Below are 17,049 nucleotides of genomic sequence, written 5' to 3'. Positions count from 1 at the left end.
ATGTGTATAAGAGACAGGCCACCGACTCCGTGGCCGACCACGGCGCGCGTTCCCGTGGCGACAACAGGCGGTATAGCGAACCCCGTTGCACCGTGGCGCGGATCTTCTTGTACTCGGCGACATAGTTCCTGGCCGTCGCCTCTTCCGCGGGCGTCCAGTCCAGCAGGTTCGCACCGATGCCGAGCCCGCCTTGCATCGACGACAGGAAACGGAAGTCGAGCGAGCTGACGCGATTGTTCACCCAGTTCGGCGAACCCGTGACCCACGCCATCATGGTCGCGGGTGCATAGGCGTAAGTGAAGCCATCCTGGATGGACAGGCGATCGGAGGGATCGGTGTTGTCCGAAGGCCACACTTCATCCGTCAGCGCCATGATGCCCAGGTCCACTCGCGCGCCACCTCCGGAACACGATTCGATCTCGACTTTCGGATGGCGTGCGCGCAGCTGGCGCAGGATGTCGTAAAGGTTGCGGACATAGGCCACATAGACCTTCTGCTGTTCGTCGGGCGACATCTGCGGCCAGCCGGGCTCGGACCAGTTGCGGTTGTAATCCCATTTCAGGAACTGGATATCGTTCTCGCTGAGCAGGCGATCGAGCACCTCCAGAAGGTGCGCTTTCACATCGTCGCGGGCGAGATTGAGTACGAGTTGATGGCGCCCTTCGCTTCGCTCGCGGCCCGGGAAGTTGAGTACCCAATCGGGATGCGCGCGGTAGAGGTCGCTGTCGCGGTTGACCATCTCCGGCTCGACCCACAGGCCAAAGCTCATGCCGAGCCCATGCACCTTGTCGATCAACGGCTTCAGGCCATGGGGAAACTTGCGGCGATTGACCACCCAATCGCCGAGGCCGGCGTGGTCGTTGTCGCGCGCCCCGAACCAACCGTCATCCACGACGAAACGTTCCACGCCCAGCGCGGCGGCCTTCTCGGCGAGGCGCTCTTGCCCCGGCTCGTCCACCTTGAATTCGGTGGCCTCCCAGGAGTTGTACAGTACCGGGCGCAACGCCGCGTGGGCACCGCCAGGCAAGATGCGATCGCGCTCGAACCGGTGCAGGAGCCGCGACGCTTCGCCGATGCCGTCGCCGGTGTAACCCGCATAGAAGACCGGCGTATCCAGCGCCTCGCCCGGCTTCAGCCGATAGGCGAAGTCGAACGGGTTGTAGCCACCGACGACACGGACCTGGCCGAGGATGTCCTCGTCGACACGGATGCTCCATGAGCCGCTCCAGGCGAGCGCACCGAACCACACGTCGCCGTGTTCCTCGTTCCATTCGCTGCCGCGGCCGATCGCGAACCAGGGATTGTTCTCGTCGCCCGTACTGCCGCGGCGGCTCTCGAGGACGGTGGCACCTGGCGTGACGGACCGTGTCTGCAGGTGCCATTCCCCCGCCCATGTGCCGGTGAGATAGCGCAACGAATAGTCACCCGCGCGGGGCAGGTTCCACGTGGCCGACGCGGCGGCATCGATCGTGAGCGCCTGCTTTCCCGTATTCTCAATGTGAGCCGAGCGGCCGACGATGCCGGTCGCGGCGTCGGCGGTGTAATCGAGGGTCACCGCCACGCCCGCCTGTGCGTCACGCAGCAGGATGGCCAGATGGTCGCCATCGACGCGATGGCTGTCGTAGCGAAGCACCACGTCACGGTTGCCGTCGTCGAGACGGATCTTGAGCGCGGGGGTGGCCGTCATCGCACCACCCCAACCGGCGTATTCCTGCGGCGTGAGCGCACCGGCAGGGTCGAACGACGAGCGTTCAGGCGCCGGGACGGCGGGTCCGAGCGGATCGTCCGCGGGCAGCCGTGCGCCCCAATAGATCGTCTGCAACATGCCATCGGCGTTCACGCCCATCGCATAGGTGACGCCACCGGCGTCCAGCCTGAAGACGCGGTGCGCGGCATCGTAGCGTGGCGATGCCATGCGTTCCGGCGACCCCTTGGCGGTGACGCCGACCGGAGCGGCGAGCAGGCTTGCCGCGAGCAACATGGCGAGGCGGATCGTGCGGGCTCGTAACTTCAACGGTGCGATCTCCCTTCCTTTCGACTATCCGAAGCCTCCGCACGAAAGGCGAAGGCACGTTCAAGGGTTTCACCCGGTGCCAGGTCGGTCATGCCGTTGGCGACGGGGCCGCCTGGCAGGTGCACGGCATTGATCGGATGATCCACGGGTTCCAGGCAAAAGAAGTCTTCGCCTGCCGGGACATACAGAACATAGCCATCGACTTCCGCCTCGACATGCAGGCGCAACGCAAGCGCCGGCCACTCGATGGTGGCTCGACCCGGCCATCCCACGAAAGCATGGTTCAGTCCACCCGCCGGCAGCTCGCGATCCGACGAAAAATCCCACTCGGGCGGTACCGGCCCACGCCGGATCGGCAACGGATCGCGCCCGTCGTTAAGCCAGGCCGAACTGGCGGCCGCGCGCAACCGGACGCCGCCGTGCAGGGGAAAGAACGGATGCAGTCCGAGGCCGAACGGTAGCGCGAAGCTTCCCGTGTTGGTGACCCGCAGGCCCACCCTCAACGTGTCTTCCTGAAGCCGGTACTCAAGGTCCGCTCGATAGGCGTACGCATCGGCAGAGACCTCGTCAAGCGTCAGCATGGCGCTGTCGGCCTCATGTCTCGCGACCGACCACGCTCTTTGCCAACCGCTTCCGTGGATCGGATAAGGATCGTCCTCGCGGTTGAGCGTCAACGCGACCCGCCGTCCTTCATGAAAAAAACCGCCGTGGGCAATGCGATTGCTCCACGGCAGGAGGGGGTAACAGGCGAGGCGATTCGGCTCGTAACGGCCGGGCGACACATCCGGCGACCCCTCGCAAGGCCGCATCAACGGCAACTCCCGGTCTTGCCCGAGCCAATCGAAGCGGGCGATGGCGCCACCTGCGGCCGGTAGCAGGCAAACGCTCAACCGGTCGTTGCATAGCTGCAACATGTCAGAGCGAGGCACGCACACCGAGGAAGAACGTGCGGCCATTGGCCTCGGCGTAGCTCTGGCGATCGTCGAAGACCTGGTACTGGTAGATCTTCTCGTTGTTGAGATTCGTGGCGTCCATGAAGAGCGACACGTGCTCGTTGAGTTTGTAGCTGGCGCTCAGGTCCACCTGCCCGTATGCCTTCACCGAGGTCGGCTGGCTCTGGTTGCCGGCGATCGAGGCGAGGTACTTCGCGCGCCAGTTATACGCCGCGCGGAACTCGACCGGACCCTTCTGGTAATAAAGGCTCACGTTCGACGAGTTGCCGATGCCGGGAACGGCGAACTTGCCGGCGTTGGCAATCTTGTCCGCGCTGATCGAGGCGTCGCTGGTCACGTAGGTGTAGTTGGTCGCCACACCCAGGCCATCGAACGGTGCGGGCAGCTTCGTGAACTGGTAGTTGAAGGTGAGCTCGGCGCCCTTGATCGTCGCGGTGTTGAGGTTCACCGGCTCGGTCAACTGGAAGGGAAAGCCCAGCAGCGTCGTGTTGGTCGTGATAAGCGTGCTGAAATTGCTGACCTTCTTGTAGAAAAGGTTCATCGCGGCGTAACTGGTTTCGTTGAAATACCACTCCACGCCCGCATCGTAGTTCTTCGAGATGTAAGGCTTCAGCGCGGCATTGCCACGAGTGATGGTCTGGTCCTGCGGACGGAAGTTATACGACACGGACGCCGCGAGGTTGCTCAGGTCGGGGCGGGTCAAGGTCTTGTACGCGGCGGCACGGAACACGAGGTCGTCGCGCAGGTTGAGCTTGAAGTTCGCCGATGGCAACCACTCGTGGTACTTGCCATTCTGCGAAATCGGGCTCAGGGCACCGTACGTCGGGATCGCATTCGTCGGGTCGTTCGGGTTCACGGCGATCCCTACGATGGGTACCGAGTACGCATAGGAGGTCGTGTTGGTCTTGGTGTAGCGGATACCGGCGTTCAGGGTCCACGGCATGTCGCCATCGCCTTCCAGCGTCGCCATGCCATAGGCCGAACTGATCCGCTCCTTGATCATGCTGTAGGTGTTCGGATCGGGGTGCGCCGTGAAGCCGCCGCCGTTCGCGTCGAGCTGTGCCTTGAACGCGTCGGCGTTGGGCAGCTGGTTATACGCGGCCGGGGTGGCCAGGTACGCGAACAGTTTGTTGACGTCGTAGACGACCCAATCCCTCGGGAACCCGGGAGCGGCGCCACCGACCAGGTTGCCCGCATGGTAGACGTGGGCACCGACGGCATCGGCAGGCACCGTGGCGACGTAGCCGCAGTACTCGGCGCAACCGAAGCTGTTGGGAGTGTTGTAGGTGACTTCGGTCTTGGTGCGGTTGGAATTGGACAAGCCGAAATCCAGGCGCGAGAGCGTACCGTCGAGGAAGCTCTTTCCAAGGTGAAGCTGGTTCTCGAAAATCTTGTCGCTGACATTCGGGCTCTGCGTGCCCTGGTTGGTCACGTGGGCGTGAAGCGTGGAGGTATCCGTGGTCGGCAACAGCCCCGTATACGTCGGCAGGTGATCGTCACCGTTATTCGTCCAGACCGGGTTCACGCCGATGTTGCGCGTTCCCAGCACGACGAAATAGCCATTCTGCGACTCCTTGTTCCAGGCCCGCGACACCGCGCTGTCCCAATCCAACTGCAGCGACGGATCGATCTGCCAGTTGATGTGGCCGCCGACCTGTTCGTTGAATGCATCGCGCGGATTGGACTGCATCGCATAGTCGTTGGACATGCCGCCGGACTGGTCGAGCACGAATTGCTGGGCCGTTCCATTGGCCCCCGGCGTGATCGACTGGATGATGCCCGTGTTGGTGAAGGCGCCGAACGCGTTGTACTTCGAATCGATCTTGTATTCGGAGAAAAGCCCGTCCAGCTTCACGGTGACGCCTTCGACCGGTGCCCAGTCGATCGCGCCATTGAAGGATTTGCGTGTCCGCGTCTCGTTGATCACCTGCCCTTGCAGCGTCTGCGGCAAGGCGACGCTGGTGTAAGCGGGATTGATCCGCGAGAAGTTCTGGTTGGTCAGCCAGCCCAGGGTATCGATCGACTGCTCGACGTGGTCGCGCTTGTAGTAGACCACCGAAGCCAGCCAACCGAAGGTATGGTCTTTGTTGGTGTTGCCGATGAGTCCCGAAACCTTCGGCGTGGTCTTGCTCGCAAAGCCGCCATCGATGCTGTCGTTGACCCCCGCGGCGCTTCCCGCCGCATGGAAGCCGTTGAAGTCGAATGGCCGCGCGGTGATCACATTGACCGTACCGCCGATGCCGCCTTCCTCCAGGTCCGGGGTGCTGGTTTTCTGCACGACCGCCTGCTGGATCACTTCGGATGGCAATACATCGAAGTCGAACGCGCGATCGGTCGCGGCCGTCGCCATCGTGCGGCCATTGAGCAGAACGTTGACGAAGTTGGGGCCGAAGCCGCGCACGGTAATCTGGTTCGATTCACCGCCACTGCGGTTCACCGACACGCCGGGCACGCGCTGTAGCGCGTCGGCCACGTTCTGGTCGGGGAACTTGCCCGCTTCTTCGGCCGACACCGAATCCACGGTATTGACCGCATCGCGCTTGGTCGACTGCGAGAGGAACAGCGATTGCAACTGGCCCGTAACAGCGACGCCATTGAGTTCCGTGACCGCCTTGCCATCCTTCTGCCCCTTGCCGTCCTGTGCCTGGGCGACCGCGATGGGCGTCTGGCCCGGGGTGGAGGACGGTGCATCCTGTGCGTGTGCGATGGACCCGCCGATGGAACAGATGCCGAGCATGCCAGCCAATGCGTTGCGCACCGACAGCGCGAGTAACTTCCGCTGCATTCCTACTCCCCTCTCATGATGGATGGCTCACGAAGGCCGCACGCTGCCTTCGAGGGCAAGCGGACTTGCACCCGTGCATCGATGGACTTCGGTGATCCCGACTCTTCCCCGCTGATGCGTAACGACCCGCACCCCGATGGGACGCTCATGACCTGCACCCGGCAGGCGGAACGTCCGTGGGTCAATTGTAGTATTTTATGATTATATGACCGCAAGCTGCGGCGCAGCATGAGCGGATACGGCAGGTAAACGGCCTGGCTACGCCGTTTCCGTGCCCTCTCCGCTCAACAGGAGAGCGGAGGATGCAGCGGCACGAGTGCCAACCGCTTCACATTTCCGTGATCCTGGGTCGGTCGCGTCAAGCCTTCCTGCGGCCTTTGCCCCGGATATTGCTGCGCGACTCACTGACCATCCGGAGCATCGCCTGGCGCGCCACTTCAGGCTGGCGGCGACGCACCGCTTCGTAGACTTTCTCGTGGTGCGGCAAGGCGGCCTTAAAGTTCGCGGCGTTGCGCGCTGAAAGAAGGAAGAAGGTGCCCAGGGCGGTTTCGATGACCGAAAACAGAGAGACCATCAGTTCGTTGTTGGTCGCGCGCAGCAAGGTTTCATGGAACGCGAGGTCGGCCTGGGCCCAGGCGTCGAGATCCTCGGAGGCGGCCATCGCGTCATAGGCCGCCTTGAGGGTGGCCAACTGCGCATCGGTGCGCCGCCTCGCCGCGGCGGCCGCGGCGCCTGGCTCGATCAACTCGCGCATTTCCACCAGCTTCTCGACAAAGCTTTCGGTGGGCATGGAGGCGCAACGCCAGGCCAGCACGTCGGCATCGAGCTGGTTCCAATGCACGGCCTCCCGCACCCGGGCGCCCGTGCGCTGCCGCGATTCGATCAGGCCCTTGGCCACGAGTACCTTCATCGCCTCGCGCAACGCGGTGCGGCTGACGTTCAAGCGCTCGGCCAGGACCTCCTCCCGTGGCAACCCCTCCCCCGGCGCCAGCTCCCCACTGACGATAAGCCGTCCCAGCTGCTGGACCACCAGGTTGTGGAGGCCGCGCGCGGTCACGGGCTTCACCATGCATTGCTCCTTGGGATGTCTGGATTCTTCGCCATACCATTACACAGGTGCCCGCATGAGAGGTCGATATCCATGGAAAAGGCCGCGCATTGCTGCGCGGCCTTGGGTCGAACGAGGAAGGGAGGTTCGGCGGCTTGTCAGCCGTGGTCCTCGTTTTCGTGCGTCTGTTGGGGGGATTCCGGGTTCCTTGGTTTCTTTTCGATGCGGTCGCCGACGTCCTTGTCGTAGTCACGCGGGCTTCTGGGTTTTGTGTCTGGTTCGTCTGGGGTGGATTGAGTCGAAATGGGATCTTCCGAGGTGGGCCGTTTGCCAACCGTTTCGATCGTAGATGAGGACATGGCTGTGTCTCGTCGTGGACGAGCATAGAGGATAGATAGCATCTCGTTATGGTCGACGCGTCTTTTCGTGAATTCCACGAATACCAGGGCGCCCCATCTGCGTAAGCGTTCAAGCATGCCCGGCTTGTTTCAACGCCACGCATTTCTCCAGATAGATGTTTGAAAATGCACGAAGGTTTGCGCGACGCACGGATCGCTCCGCTTCAGATCCGGGGCTCGTGCGCTGCGGCAGACAACGGGTAACCGTTGGTCCGAGCCGTGCATGAATCCGACCCGTCGGATGCAGCTGCCAGGCACCATTGGCCCGCCCATCCCTTAGCACCGTTACAAGGCTGCAATGAATCTCTGCGAGGAAATCCTGCAACAAGTAATCACGGGTGGCGATGTAGGGGAACACGATCGTGTCTTCGGTACCGGCGGGAAAAAGCGCCACCGCCGGCAGCATGACATCGTGTCCAAGATTGAGCACCGCTTTCTTTTGCTCATCAAAACTGGACATCAACTTGGTATCTTTCTGCACTTTGCTGAACACTTTGCTGCGGAATAACGAAGGTTGTTCCTTCACCAGGAACAACAACGCTGCCAGATAATAAGGCAACTGCAAAAATGGCAAGTCCACCGCCTGGATCAGTCCACTAAGCCACTCCAGTTTGGACTCCGCACTACCAGCCTGATGGTAGATATACAGAATTGCTGGCAGATAACCCGACAGCAGGTCGATGTTTTGAGCGAACTCAGGTTTTCCATCCTCCAGCAACTGATCGAAGGTATTGGCATTTTTCTTTGCATCCCATGCGCCGAAACGTTTCCCTAATAGTTCGGAAAAATCATGCAGCGCCTGGCTGGCACCCCCGAATTTCTGCCGCTGTTCGAGCATGGCCATCACCGGGTTCAATTCCAGCGGTTTCGTACGCAGGAGATGCTCCAAGTAATCGGTATTGGCCGAACGACGACCTTCAACCATATCTGTCAGCACATTGTTGTCGAGCACGAGCGAATGCAGCACCTTTGACCCTGATGGGACCGCCCCCCTTCGGTGCAGTATCGGCCGGATGTACAGCGCGTCCGAATCGGCAGGCGGCGATACCGTTACCTTGCCGTCCACCACCCAAGTTTCGCCAATCAATGGCTCCACCAAGTCAAAATCGCTCATACTCTGATCCACTCGTTGTTATGTATCCAACCCTTCGATACGTATCTGACGAGCTGCATGCCTGTGCTCTTCCACCTTGACGACCTCGTAGTCGGTTCTGGCTCCCTGCTGCGTCTGCCACTGCTTGACTCGCACCGTGCACACAAGCACATCGCCCTTGGCGAAGGTCTCCACGCTTCTGTTCACATCGTCAAGGAATGACTGATCGGAGATGGTTGCACTGATCGTTGCCGCGCCATCCGACAACCTCCATTTGTTGTCCTCCTTGAACGCAAGGGAGATGATCGAGAACACCATGCGTCGCGTATCGTCGATAAGCAAATCCTCCTCGACGTCAGGCGCGTCGAAAGCCGCACGTTCATCCTTCTCCACAACGAGATTGAAACCAACACCTTGGCCTACAGCGAACGTGTTCACTCCGGCTCTATCAAGAGGCGCGAGAACCTTATCGAATGCCTTCCTTACGCCAACGTCCCGCAGCAAATCGACCGCTTCCTTTTCTACTTCGCAGAACGCTTCTCCGACGTAGATTCGAGCCTGCCTCGGCATTCCGTCGACCTCGGACAAAACCTCAACTCGCGTAATCGTCCTGCGATCGAGCCACACGAGGAGTTGTGCCAGGCCCTTTGCTCCAAAGAAGCCCAAAGGCGTGAGAATGGCCAATCCATTCGCCACCGCTGCAGCGTTTTCACCCGCAAACAGGTCGCGAATCGACCTCAGCCACTGCAACCCGGTGACAAAGTCGATATTGAAACTGCCCGTCTGGAACGAGCCTTTCACATTGATCTTGAGTTTGACGTTTTCGCCGAACAACACCTTGGCGGACGATTCAAGCAGCTCTGCCACCGCTAACAGTGCCGGCGCGAGCTCCCTCGGATCCATTTCATGGTTCGCGAGGGCGGGGCCATCGTAGGTGACGCGGAATTCAGTCATATCGTCCATGGTGCTTCCCTGCCAGGTCACGTTCTGAGATTTGATCTTTCTGATTCCAGCGAGGATATACGCAGAGCGACACCTCTTCGACCAGCCATCCGGCCGGCGCTCTTTCCGACTGTCCCGGCCATTGACCTGGCTGGCATTCGACCTTTTGCAAAAACAAAGCCGATACGCGCGGTCGAAGGCGGTATATCCCGACACGACTCGTCGGCAACTTCGCCTTCGTGTACGAGAGGCATACCCACATTCAAAACGATGGGAAAGCGAAATGGTGCCCGGAGTGGGACTCGAACCCACATACCCTTTCGGATGAGGGATTTTAAGTCCCTTGCGTCTACCGGTTTCGCCATCCGGGCGGAAAGAAAAAAGGCGCCTCCGCGTGAGCGGGTGCGCCTTGGAATGCGATGGAGGCCGAGGTCGGAATCGAACCGGCGTACGCGGATTTGCAGTCCGCTGCATGACCACTCTGCCACCCGGCCATCGCTTGCGCAGCGCGAAGAGTATCCGCGTAGCGCTTAAAAAACAAAACCCCGGATGTCCGAGGTTTTGTGGAATTACTTGGAGCGGGAAACGAGACTCGAACTCGCGACCCCGACCTTGGCAAGGTCGTGCTCTACCAACTGAGCTATTCCCGCGTCGTTGTCCGGCTATTTTAGATCAGATGGGAAATGTGTCAACCACCTTGCACCGTATTTTTTTCACTTTTTTTCACCTCGTCTGAATCCCCGCGCAAACTGGGCCATGCGGCGCGCAGGTAGTCCAGGCCCGACCAGATGGTCAGTACGCCGGCGACCACCAGCAGGGCTTCGCCGATGTGGTACAGGCGCAGGGTCTCGGCGTCGTGCTGGAGCAGGAGCACCACCAGGGCTGCCATCTGCATGGCGGTCTTCAGCTTGCCCAGGAAGGCCACTTTCACCTTGGACCGGGCGCCGATCTGGGCCATCCACTCGCGCAGGGCCGAGACGCTGATCTCGCGGCCGACGATGACCGAGGCGGTCACCGCCATGAGGATGCCCTGCCAGCCACCAGGATGGGACTGCACCAGCAGGAACAGCGTGACCGCCACCATCAGCTTGTCCGCCACCGGGTCCAGAAAGGCGCCGAAGGCGGACGTGAGCTGGAGCCGCCGGGCCAGGTAGCCGTCGAGCCAGTCGGTGAAGGCGGCAAGGACGAAGACGAGGGCCGCGGTGAGGTTCGCGCCGCGGAACGGCAGGTAGTAGACGATGACCATCACCGGCAGCAGCAGCACGCGGAACAGGGTCAGCCAGGTCGGAAGGTTGATTCGCATAGGTCGGCCGGTACGGGAGGCGTGCCGCGTGGGCGCGTCTTGGTTCAATCAAGGATGCAGCATGGCATAGATGCGTTCGGCGAGGCCGCGATCAATCCCCTTCACGCTCATCAGTTCCTCGACGCCGGCGGCTTCCACGCCCGCCAATCCTCCAAAGGCCTTCAGGAGCGCCGCGCGACGGCGCGCGCCGACACCCGCCACATCCTCGAGGGTACTCCGCTCGCGCGCGGCTTCGCGACGGCGGCGGTGCCCGCTGATCGCGAAACGGTGCGCTTCATCACGTACCGCCGCCACGAGGTGCAGCGCGGGCGAGGACGTGCCGGGGTGAAGGGTCTTGCCGCTGTCGGCCAGCACCAGGGTCTCCTCGCCGGCACGCCGGCCCGGGCCCTTTGCGACGCCGACCACGCGGATGCCTTCGACGCCCAGCTCGCGAAGCACGTCCACCGCCTGCGCCACCTGCCCGGTTCCACCGTCGATCAGGAGGATATCGGGCTTCACCCCGCCCTCCACCACTTTCCTGAACCGGCGGGTCAGGGCCTGGTGCATGGCGGCGTAGTCGTCACCGGGAGTGATACCGGCGATGTTGAACCGGCGGTAGTGCGACTTCTCCGGTCCCTCGGGGCCGAAGACGACGCATGAGGCGACCGTCAGTTCGCCGCGTGTATGGCTGATGTCGAAGCACTCGATGCGACGCGGTGTCGCGTCGAGGTCCAACACCTTCTGCAGGTCGTCGAAACGGGCCAGCAACGTATGCCGACTGGCGAGCCGCGAGGTCAAGGCCGCGCTGGCGTTGCGCTGGGCCATCTCGAGGAAACGCGCGCGCTCGCCACGGACGCTTGGCTTGAGCGAGACGGTATGGCCCGCATGGTCCGATAGCACCGATGCCAGCACGTCCGCGTCTTCCACCGGATCGCTCAATACCAGCTCACGGGGAACCTGACGCTCCAGGTAGTACTGGGCGATGAACTGCGAAAGCACGTCGGACATCGAGGCGTCGGTCGGCAGTCGCGGGAAGAAATCGCGCGAACCCAGGCTGACGCCGTTGCGGAAGAACATCACGCTCACACAGGCCATGCCTCCTTCCATGCAACAGGCGATCACGTCCATGTCCGCACTCGCGCCCTGCACGAAGTGCTGGGCTTGCAGGCGGCGCAGGGCGGCGACCTGGTCACGCAAGGTGGCGGCGCGCTCGAAATTCAATGCCTTCGAGGCATGTTCCATGGCGACGGCGAGTTCGTCGATCACCGCGCTACTGCGGCCTTCGAGGAACATCTCGGCGTGACGGACATCGTTCTTATAGTCCTCGACCTCGATCAGGCGCACACAGGGCGCGCTACAGCGGCCGATCTGGTGCTGCAGGCAGGGCCGCGAACGATTCCTGAAATAACTGTCCTCGCATTGCCGCACCTTGAATAGCTTCTGCATCAGGCCAAGGCTTTCACGCACGGCGAAGGTGCTCGGATAGGGGCCGAAGTAGCGCCCCGGGCCGGTCTTGGCCCCACGGTGGAAGGCCAGGCGCGGGTAGTCCTCGCCGCCCGACAGGTAGATGTAGGGGTAGCTCTTGTCGTCGCGCAGCACGATGTTGTAACGCGGCTTGAGCGACTTGATCAGCTGCGACTCGAGCAACAACGCCTCGCCGGCGGTGCGCGTGAGGGTGACCTCGGCACGGGCGATCTGCGACACCATCGAGGCGATGCGCGGATCCATCGGCGGTTTCAGGAAGTAATTGCCGACACGCTTCTTGAGATTGGCCGCCTTGCCGACATAGAGCAGCTCGTCCTCCGCGTCGAAGTAGCGGTAGACGCCTGGCGAGGTGGTGAGATGGCGGACGAAGGCCTTGCCGTCGAACGGATGCGACTCGGTGTGCTCCATCCCGCCATTTTACCGCGTTGGCGAGCGGCGGACGCGAAAACGCCGGCATGGAGATGGGCCATGCCGGCGAGGACCTTCCGTGGGAGCGTCGCCTGTCCTTCAGGGGGTGAGTGTGGCGACAGGGATAGGTTACGTCGCCGCCCTCTCCGGCGCGCCCGGCGAAGCCCGGGAACCCGCGTCAGGCTTGCCCGATGGCAACTGTGGGGGAACCCCTACGGTCACTCCGGACCCTGCGCGGCGAGCCATCGTTCCGCCCGGACCAGGTCCTCCGCCGTGTCGATGCCCGGTGGGAAAGGTTCCGGCGTCGGCCGGACCGAAATGGCGTAGCCGTGCTCCAGGGCGCGCAACTGCTCCAGCGACTCCGCTTGCTCCAGGGGCGTGCGCGGCAACGCCGCGAGGCGGCGCAGGAAGCCCGCGCGGTAGGCATAGATGCCGATGTGCCGCAGGAACGGCACGTTGGGCGGCAAGACATTCCGGTTCGCGGCGAAGGCATCCCTGGCCCACGGGGCGGGGGCGCGGGTGAAATACAGCGCCCGTCCGTTCCCCCCGCGCACGACCTTGACGATATTCGGGTCGAACAGTTCATCGGCGTGCTCGATCGGCGTGGCCAGGGTCGCCATCGGCGCATCGTCGCCCGCCAGGGTCGCCACCACGGCACGGATACCGGCGGCCGGGGCGAACGGCTCGTCGCCCTGCAGGTTGACCACCACGGTGTCGTCCGGCCAGCCGAAATGAACGGCGGTCTCGGCGATGCGATCGCTGCCGGAGGCATGGTCCGGGCGGGTCATGCAGACGAGGATGTCGCCGCAGCCCCTGAGTTCGCGGGTGACGCGTTCGTCATCGGTGGCGACCACGACTTGTGCCGCCCCGGCCAGCCCCGCCCTCGCCGCCACGCGACGAATCATCGACTCGCCCGAGATCTTGAGCAGCGGCTTGCCCGGCAGCCGGGTGGAGCCGAAGCGCGCGGGCACCACGACGACGAACGGGGGAATCTTCTCGGCCATGACCATATCCGCTGACAGGAAAGCGAAGCGTAGCGCCTTCCCGCCAGCGGAGGAACGCGTCAGGCAGCGGGGCGCAGCCTGAAGCCCACGCCGTTGGCCAGTTCCATGAATCCCGGGAACGAGGTCGCGACGTTGGCGCAATCGCCGATCGCGATCGGTGCCGAGGCCACCAACCCCGCGATGGCGAAACTCATCGCGATACGGTGGTCGCCGTGGCTGTCGATGCTGCCACCGCCGATCGTGCCACCTCGGATGATCGCGCCATCGGGGAGTTCGTCGACGAGGACACCGCAAGCCTTCAGGCCGTGGGCCATGCTGGCGATCCGGTCCGATTCCTTCACGCGCAGTTCGGCCGCGCCGCGGATCGTGGTCATGCCCTCGGCCACCGCCGCGGCCACGAAAAGCGCCGGGAATTCGTCGATCATGTCGGGGACGATCTCCAGCGGCAACGCCACGCCATGCAGTGGCGCATGGCGGACGACCAGATCGCCGATGTCCTCGCCGCCGCTGCTGCGTTCGTTTTCCACGCGGATATCCGCGCCCATGAGTTCCAGCGCGGCGAGCAATCCGGTGCGGCGAGGATTGAGGCCGACGGCCTTCAGGCGCAATTCGGAGCCCGGCACGATGCACGCGGCGACGATGAAGAACGCAGCGGACGAGAAGTCCGCCGGCACGTCCACATCGACGGCGCGCAGGGTGTGGCCACCTTCCAGGCGCGCGCGGCCGGGCGAATACTCGATCGGCCAGCCGAAGGCCTTGAGCATGCTCTCGGTGTAATCGCGCGTCGGATGCGGCTCGACGACCTCGGTGAAGCCGTCGGCGTACAGGCCCGCCAGCAACAAGGCGGACTTGATCTGCGCACTGGCCACGGGCGGCTCATAAGAGATGCCCTTCAACCCCGCCCCGCCACGGATGCGTAACGGCGGCTTGCCATCGTTCGTTTCGATCGACGCACCCATCGCTTCCAGTGGATCGGTGACACGACGCATCGGCCGGCGCGACAGCGATTCGTCGCCTACCAGGACGGAATCGAAAGCCTGGCCCGCCAAGAGGCCCGCAAGCAGGCGCATGCCGGTACCGGCATTGCCACAGTCCAAGGCGTCAGGACTGCCGCGCAAGCCATGCAGACCCACGCCATGGACGATCCGCTCACCCGACGCGGGTGTCTCGAAGCGCACGCCCAGCTTGCCGAGAATGGCGGCCGTGGCGCGCGTGTCCTCGCCTTCGAGGAAGCCACGGATGTGCGACACACCTTCGGCGATGGCGCCGAACATGAGCGCGCGATGCGACACCGACTTGTCGCCCGGCACGGCGATGTCGCCGCGAAGCGGACCACCCGCCGTGCTCACCCAATCCACGCGGCTCATGGCAGGTTCTCCAGCAGGCGTTCCAGTTCGCCGCGGCTGCCGATGCTTATCCGCAACGTATGCGGCAAACGGTATCCCGCCATCGGCCGTACGATCACCCCGCGTTCGAACAGGTGCGCTTCGAACGTGGCCGCGTCGCGACCGAGGTCCACGAGCAGGAAGTTGGTCTGCGACGGCAGCACGCGCAGGCCCCTTGCCGTCAGCTCGTCGGCGAGCCATGCGCGGTCGCGGCGGTTCGTATCGCGCACGCGGGCGCGGTGTTCGTGATCGCCGAGCGAAGCTTCCGCCGCGGCCAGGGCCACGGCGTTGACGTTGAACGACTCACGCAAGCGCTCGCATACCGCGGCCACGGAGGGATGGCTCAGCATGTAGCCGATACGCAGGCCCGCAAGCGCATAGGCCTTGGAAAAGGTGCGCGTGACGGCGAGGTTCGGGAAACGACCGGACAGGTGCAGCGCGGTGCTCAGGCCCTCGGCGTCCACGTATTCGTGGTACGCCTCGTCGACCACCACGAGCGTCCGCGCCGGGATCTTTTCGAGGAACGCCTCGAGCGCGGCATCCGTGAACCATGTGCCCGTGGGATTGTTCGGATTGGCGAGGTAGACCAGGCGCGTTTCGGGCGTGACCGCCGCCGCGATCGCGTCGAGATCGTGCCCGTATGGCGCGTGCGGATGGTCCGCCGGCAGCGCCGATACGGTGATCGATGGCGCACCGGCCGCCGCCGCCGCGATCGGAAATACCGCGAAACCGTACTGCGAATACACAACCGGGTGTTCCGCATCGGCGAAGCACTGCGCCATCAGCATCAGCAATTCGTGCGAGCCGTTGCCCAGGGTGATGCCCTGGACCGGAACGCCCAGCTCGGACGAGAGCTTCTGCTTCAGTGACGCGCCCAGCGGGTCGGGATAGCGCCAGATGTCCTCCAGCACACGCGTGGCGGCACGCATGGCGAGCTTGCTCGGCCCCAGCGGGTTTTCGTTGGAGCCAAGCTCGGAGAGCACGGCACCGAAACGCAGGCGCAGCGCGGGAAGGTCGTGACCGGGATCGTAGGCACGGAGTGCCGACGTCGCCCGGTTGGCGAGCGCGGCGGCATCGAAATGTGAAGTCATGGCAAGGCGACAGGGTAGGAGCCGAGAACGCGCACGTCGGCGGCGGCAGGTTTCATTTCTTCGAGCGCGGCCTGCAGGGCCGCGTCTTCCACATGGCCCGACACGTCGATGAAGAACGCGTACTGCCACTTGCCCGTATGTGCCGGGCGGGACTCGATCCGGTTCATGCTGATGCCGTGATGCGCGAGCGGGCTCAGCACGTCATACAACGCGCCGGGCTTGTCGCGCACCGATACCAGCAGCGACGTGCGGTCGTTGCCCGAGGGCGGAAAGATCGAGCGTCCGATGACGAGGAAACGCGTGGTGTTGTCCGAACGATCCTCGATCGGCCCCGCGACCGTCTTCAGCCCATAGACGCGGCCCGCCGTTTCGCCGGCGATGGCGGCGGATTCCGGCGACAACCGCGCGGTGCGCGCGGCTTCGGCGTTGCTCGACACCGGTACGCGCTCGACGTGCGGCAGGTTCACGCGCAACCAGCCCTGGCACTGCTGCAACGATTGCGGGTGCGAATAGACGCGCTTCACATCTTTCAGCTCGCCCGACAGCGACAGTAGGTTCTGGTGGACACGCAATTCCACCTCACCGCAGATCGTGGCCTTGGACACCAGGAACATGTCCAGGGTCATCTGGATCATGCCCTGCCCCGAGTTCTCGACGGGTACCACGCCGAAATCCGCGTTACCGGCGGCCACTTCCTGGAACACTTCCTCGATGCTTCCCAACGGAAGGCCATAGGCGGCATGGCCGAAGTGCTTGCGCACCGCCTGCTCGCTGAAGGTGCCCTCGGGACCGAGGAAACCGATCTTCAACGGCTGCTGCTGCGAAAGGCAGGACGACATGATCTCGCGGAACAGGCGCACCAGCTCCGCGTTCGGAAGCGGCCCGTCGTTACGGTCGATCACGCCACGAAGTACCTGGGCTTCTCGTTCGGGTCGGTAATATTCCACCGCCGCCTTCAACGGGCCCTTGGCCCGGCCGACCTGCTGTGCCCAGCGGGCACGCTCGCTGATGAGCGACTGCAGTTGCTGGTCGATGCTGTCGATACGCGTACGCGCCTCGGTCAGCGTGGCTTGTTTATCGGCCTTGTCGGCGGGGGACTTGCTCATGGACGTCCAGGCGGCTAAGTGGTTGCAATTGAAACGGTTATCGCCGCGATGCGAT

At 63.4% G+C, this 17,049-nt stretch carries 12 protein-coding genes and 3 tRNA genes; all 15 read right to left on the bottom strand.

Annotated elements, in window-relative coordinates; all coding sequences use genetic code 11:
* A partial coding sequence (locus tag ACR9ZJ_RS02975; RefSeq protein WP_481286839.1) for an alpha-galactosidase occupies positions 1-2,014 on the bottom strand: 2,014 nt, incomplete at its 3' end.
* Complete coding sequence (locus tag ACR9ZJ_RS02970) at positions 2,011-2,928, bottom strand: aldose 1-epimerase (protein ID WP_481286838.1); 918 nt, start codon at positions 2,926-2,928, stop codon at positions 2,011-2,013. The genes ACR9ZJ_RS02970 and ACR9ZJ_RS02975, both read right to left, overlap by 4 nt.
* A gap of 1 nt (position 2,929) precedes the next feature.
* A complete protein-coding gene (locus ACR9ZJ_RS02965; RefSeq protein WP_481286837.1) occupies positions 2,930-5,752 on the bottom strand; it encodes a TonB-dependent receptor in 2,823 nt (940 codons plus the stop codon).
* A 358-nt stretch (positions 5,753-6,110) separates the two neighbouring features.
* Positions 6,111-6,821, bottom strand: a complete 711-nt coding sequence (locus ACR9ZJ_RS02960; protein WP_481286836.1) for a FadR/GntR family transcriptional regulator — start codon at positions 6,819-6,821, stop codon at positions 6,111-6,113.
* A 447-nt stretch (positions 6,822-7,268) separates the two neighbouring features.
* Positions 7,269-8,312, bottom strand: a complete 1,044-nt coding sequence (locus ACR9ZJ_RS02955; RefSeq protein ID WP_481286835.1) for a hypothetical protein — start codon at positions 8,310-8,312, stop codon at positions 7,269-7,271.
* Between the two features lie 18 nt (positions 8,313-8,330).
* The gene (locus ACR9ZJ_RS02950; protein WP_481279887.1) at positions 8,331-9,254 is read right to left on the bottom strand and encodes an LAPAL motif-containing putative phage structural protein; all 924 of its coding nucleotides are present in this window, start codon (positions 9,252-9,254) and stop codon (positions 8,331-8,333) included.
* A 263-nt stretch (positions 9,255-9,517) separates the two neighbouring features.
* Positions 9,518-9,604: transfer RNA gene (locus ACR9ZJ_RS02945), tRNA-Leu, on the bottom strand.
* 49 nt (positions 9,605-9,653) lie between these two features.
* Positions 9,654-9,727, bottom strand: a tRNA-Cys gene (locus ACR9ZJ_RS02940).
* Positions 9,728-9,807: 80 nt separating this feature from the next.
* Positions 9,808-9,883: transfer RNA gene (locus tag ACR9ZJ_RS02935), tRNA-Gly, on the bottom strand.
* 38 nt (positions 9,884-9,921) lie between these two features.
* Positions 9,922-10,536: a CDP-diacylglycerol--glycerol-3-phosphate 3-phosphatidyltransferase gene (gene pgsA / locus ACR9ZJ_RS02930; protein WP_481279868.1), complete on the bottom strand. Its 615-nt coding sequence runs from the start codon at positions 10,534-10,536 to the stop codon at positions 9,922-9,924.
* A 48-nt stretch (positions 10,537-10,584) separates the two neighbouring features.
* Complete coding sequence (gene uvrC, locus ACR9ZJ_RS02925; protein ID WP_481279867.1) at positions 10,585-12,408, bottom strand: excinuclease ABC subunit UvrC; 1,824 nt, start codon at positions 12,406-12,408, stop codon at positions 10,585-10,587.
* A gap of 218 nt (positions 12,409-12,626) precedes the next feature.
* The gene (kdsB, locus tag ACR9ZJ_RS02920; protein WP_481279866.1) at positions 12,627-13,412 is read right to left on the bottom strand and encodes a 3-deoxy-manno-octulosonate cytidylyltransferase; all 786 of its coding nucleotides are present in this window, start codon (positions 13,410-13,412) and stop codon (positions 12,627-12,629) included.
* 59 nt (positions 13,413-13,471) lie between these two features.
* Positions 13,472-14,779: a 3-phosphoshikimate 1-carboxyvinyltransferase gene (gene aroA, locus ACR9ZJ_RS02915; RefSeq protein ID WP_481286834.1), complete on the bottom strand. Its 1,308-nt coding sequence runs from the start codon at positions 14,777-14,779 to the stop codon at positions 13,472-13,474.
* Positions 14,776-15,888: a histidinol-phosphate transaminase gene (gene hisC, locus ACR9ZJ_RS02910; protein ID WP_481286833.1), complete on the bottom strand. Its 1,113-nt coding sequence runs from the start codon at positions 15,886-15,888 to the stop codon at positions 14,776-14,778. The genes aroA and hisC overlap by 4 nt, the downstream gene beginning before the upstream one ends.
* Positions 15,885-16,994, bottom strand: coding sequence for a prephenate dehydratase (pheA, locus tag ACR9ZJ_RS02905; RefSeq protein WP_481286832.1), 1,110 nt, complete (start codon positions 16,992-16,994; stop codon positions 15,885-15,887). The genes hisC and pheA overlap by 4 nt, the downstream gene beginning before the upstream one ends.
* Positions 16,995-17,049: the final 55 nt, after the last annotated feature.

Source organism: Luteibacter sp. KNZ12-1A, assembly GCF_056755675.1.
The sequence above is the reverse complement of the archived record's forward strand: the minus strand, read 5'-3'. Positions and strand labels throughout refer to the sequence as shown.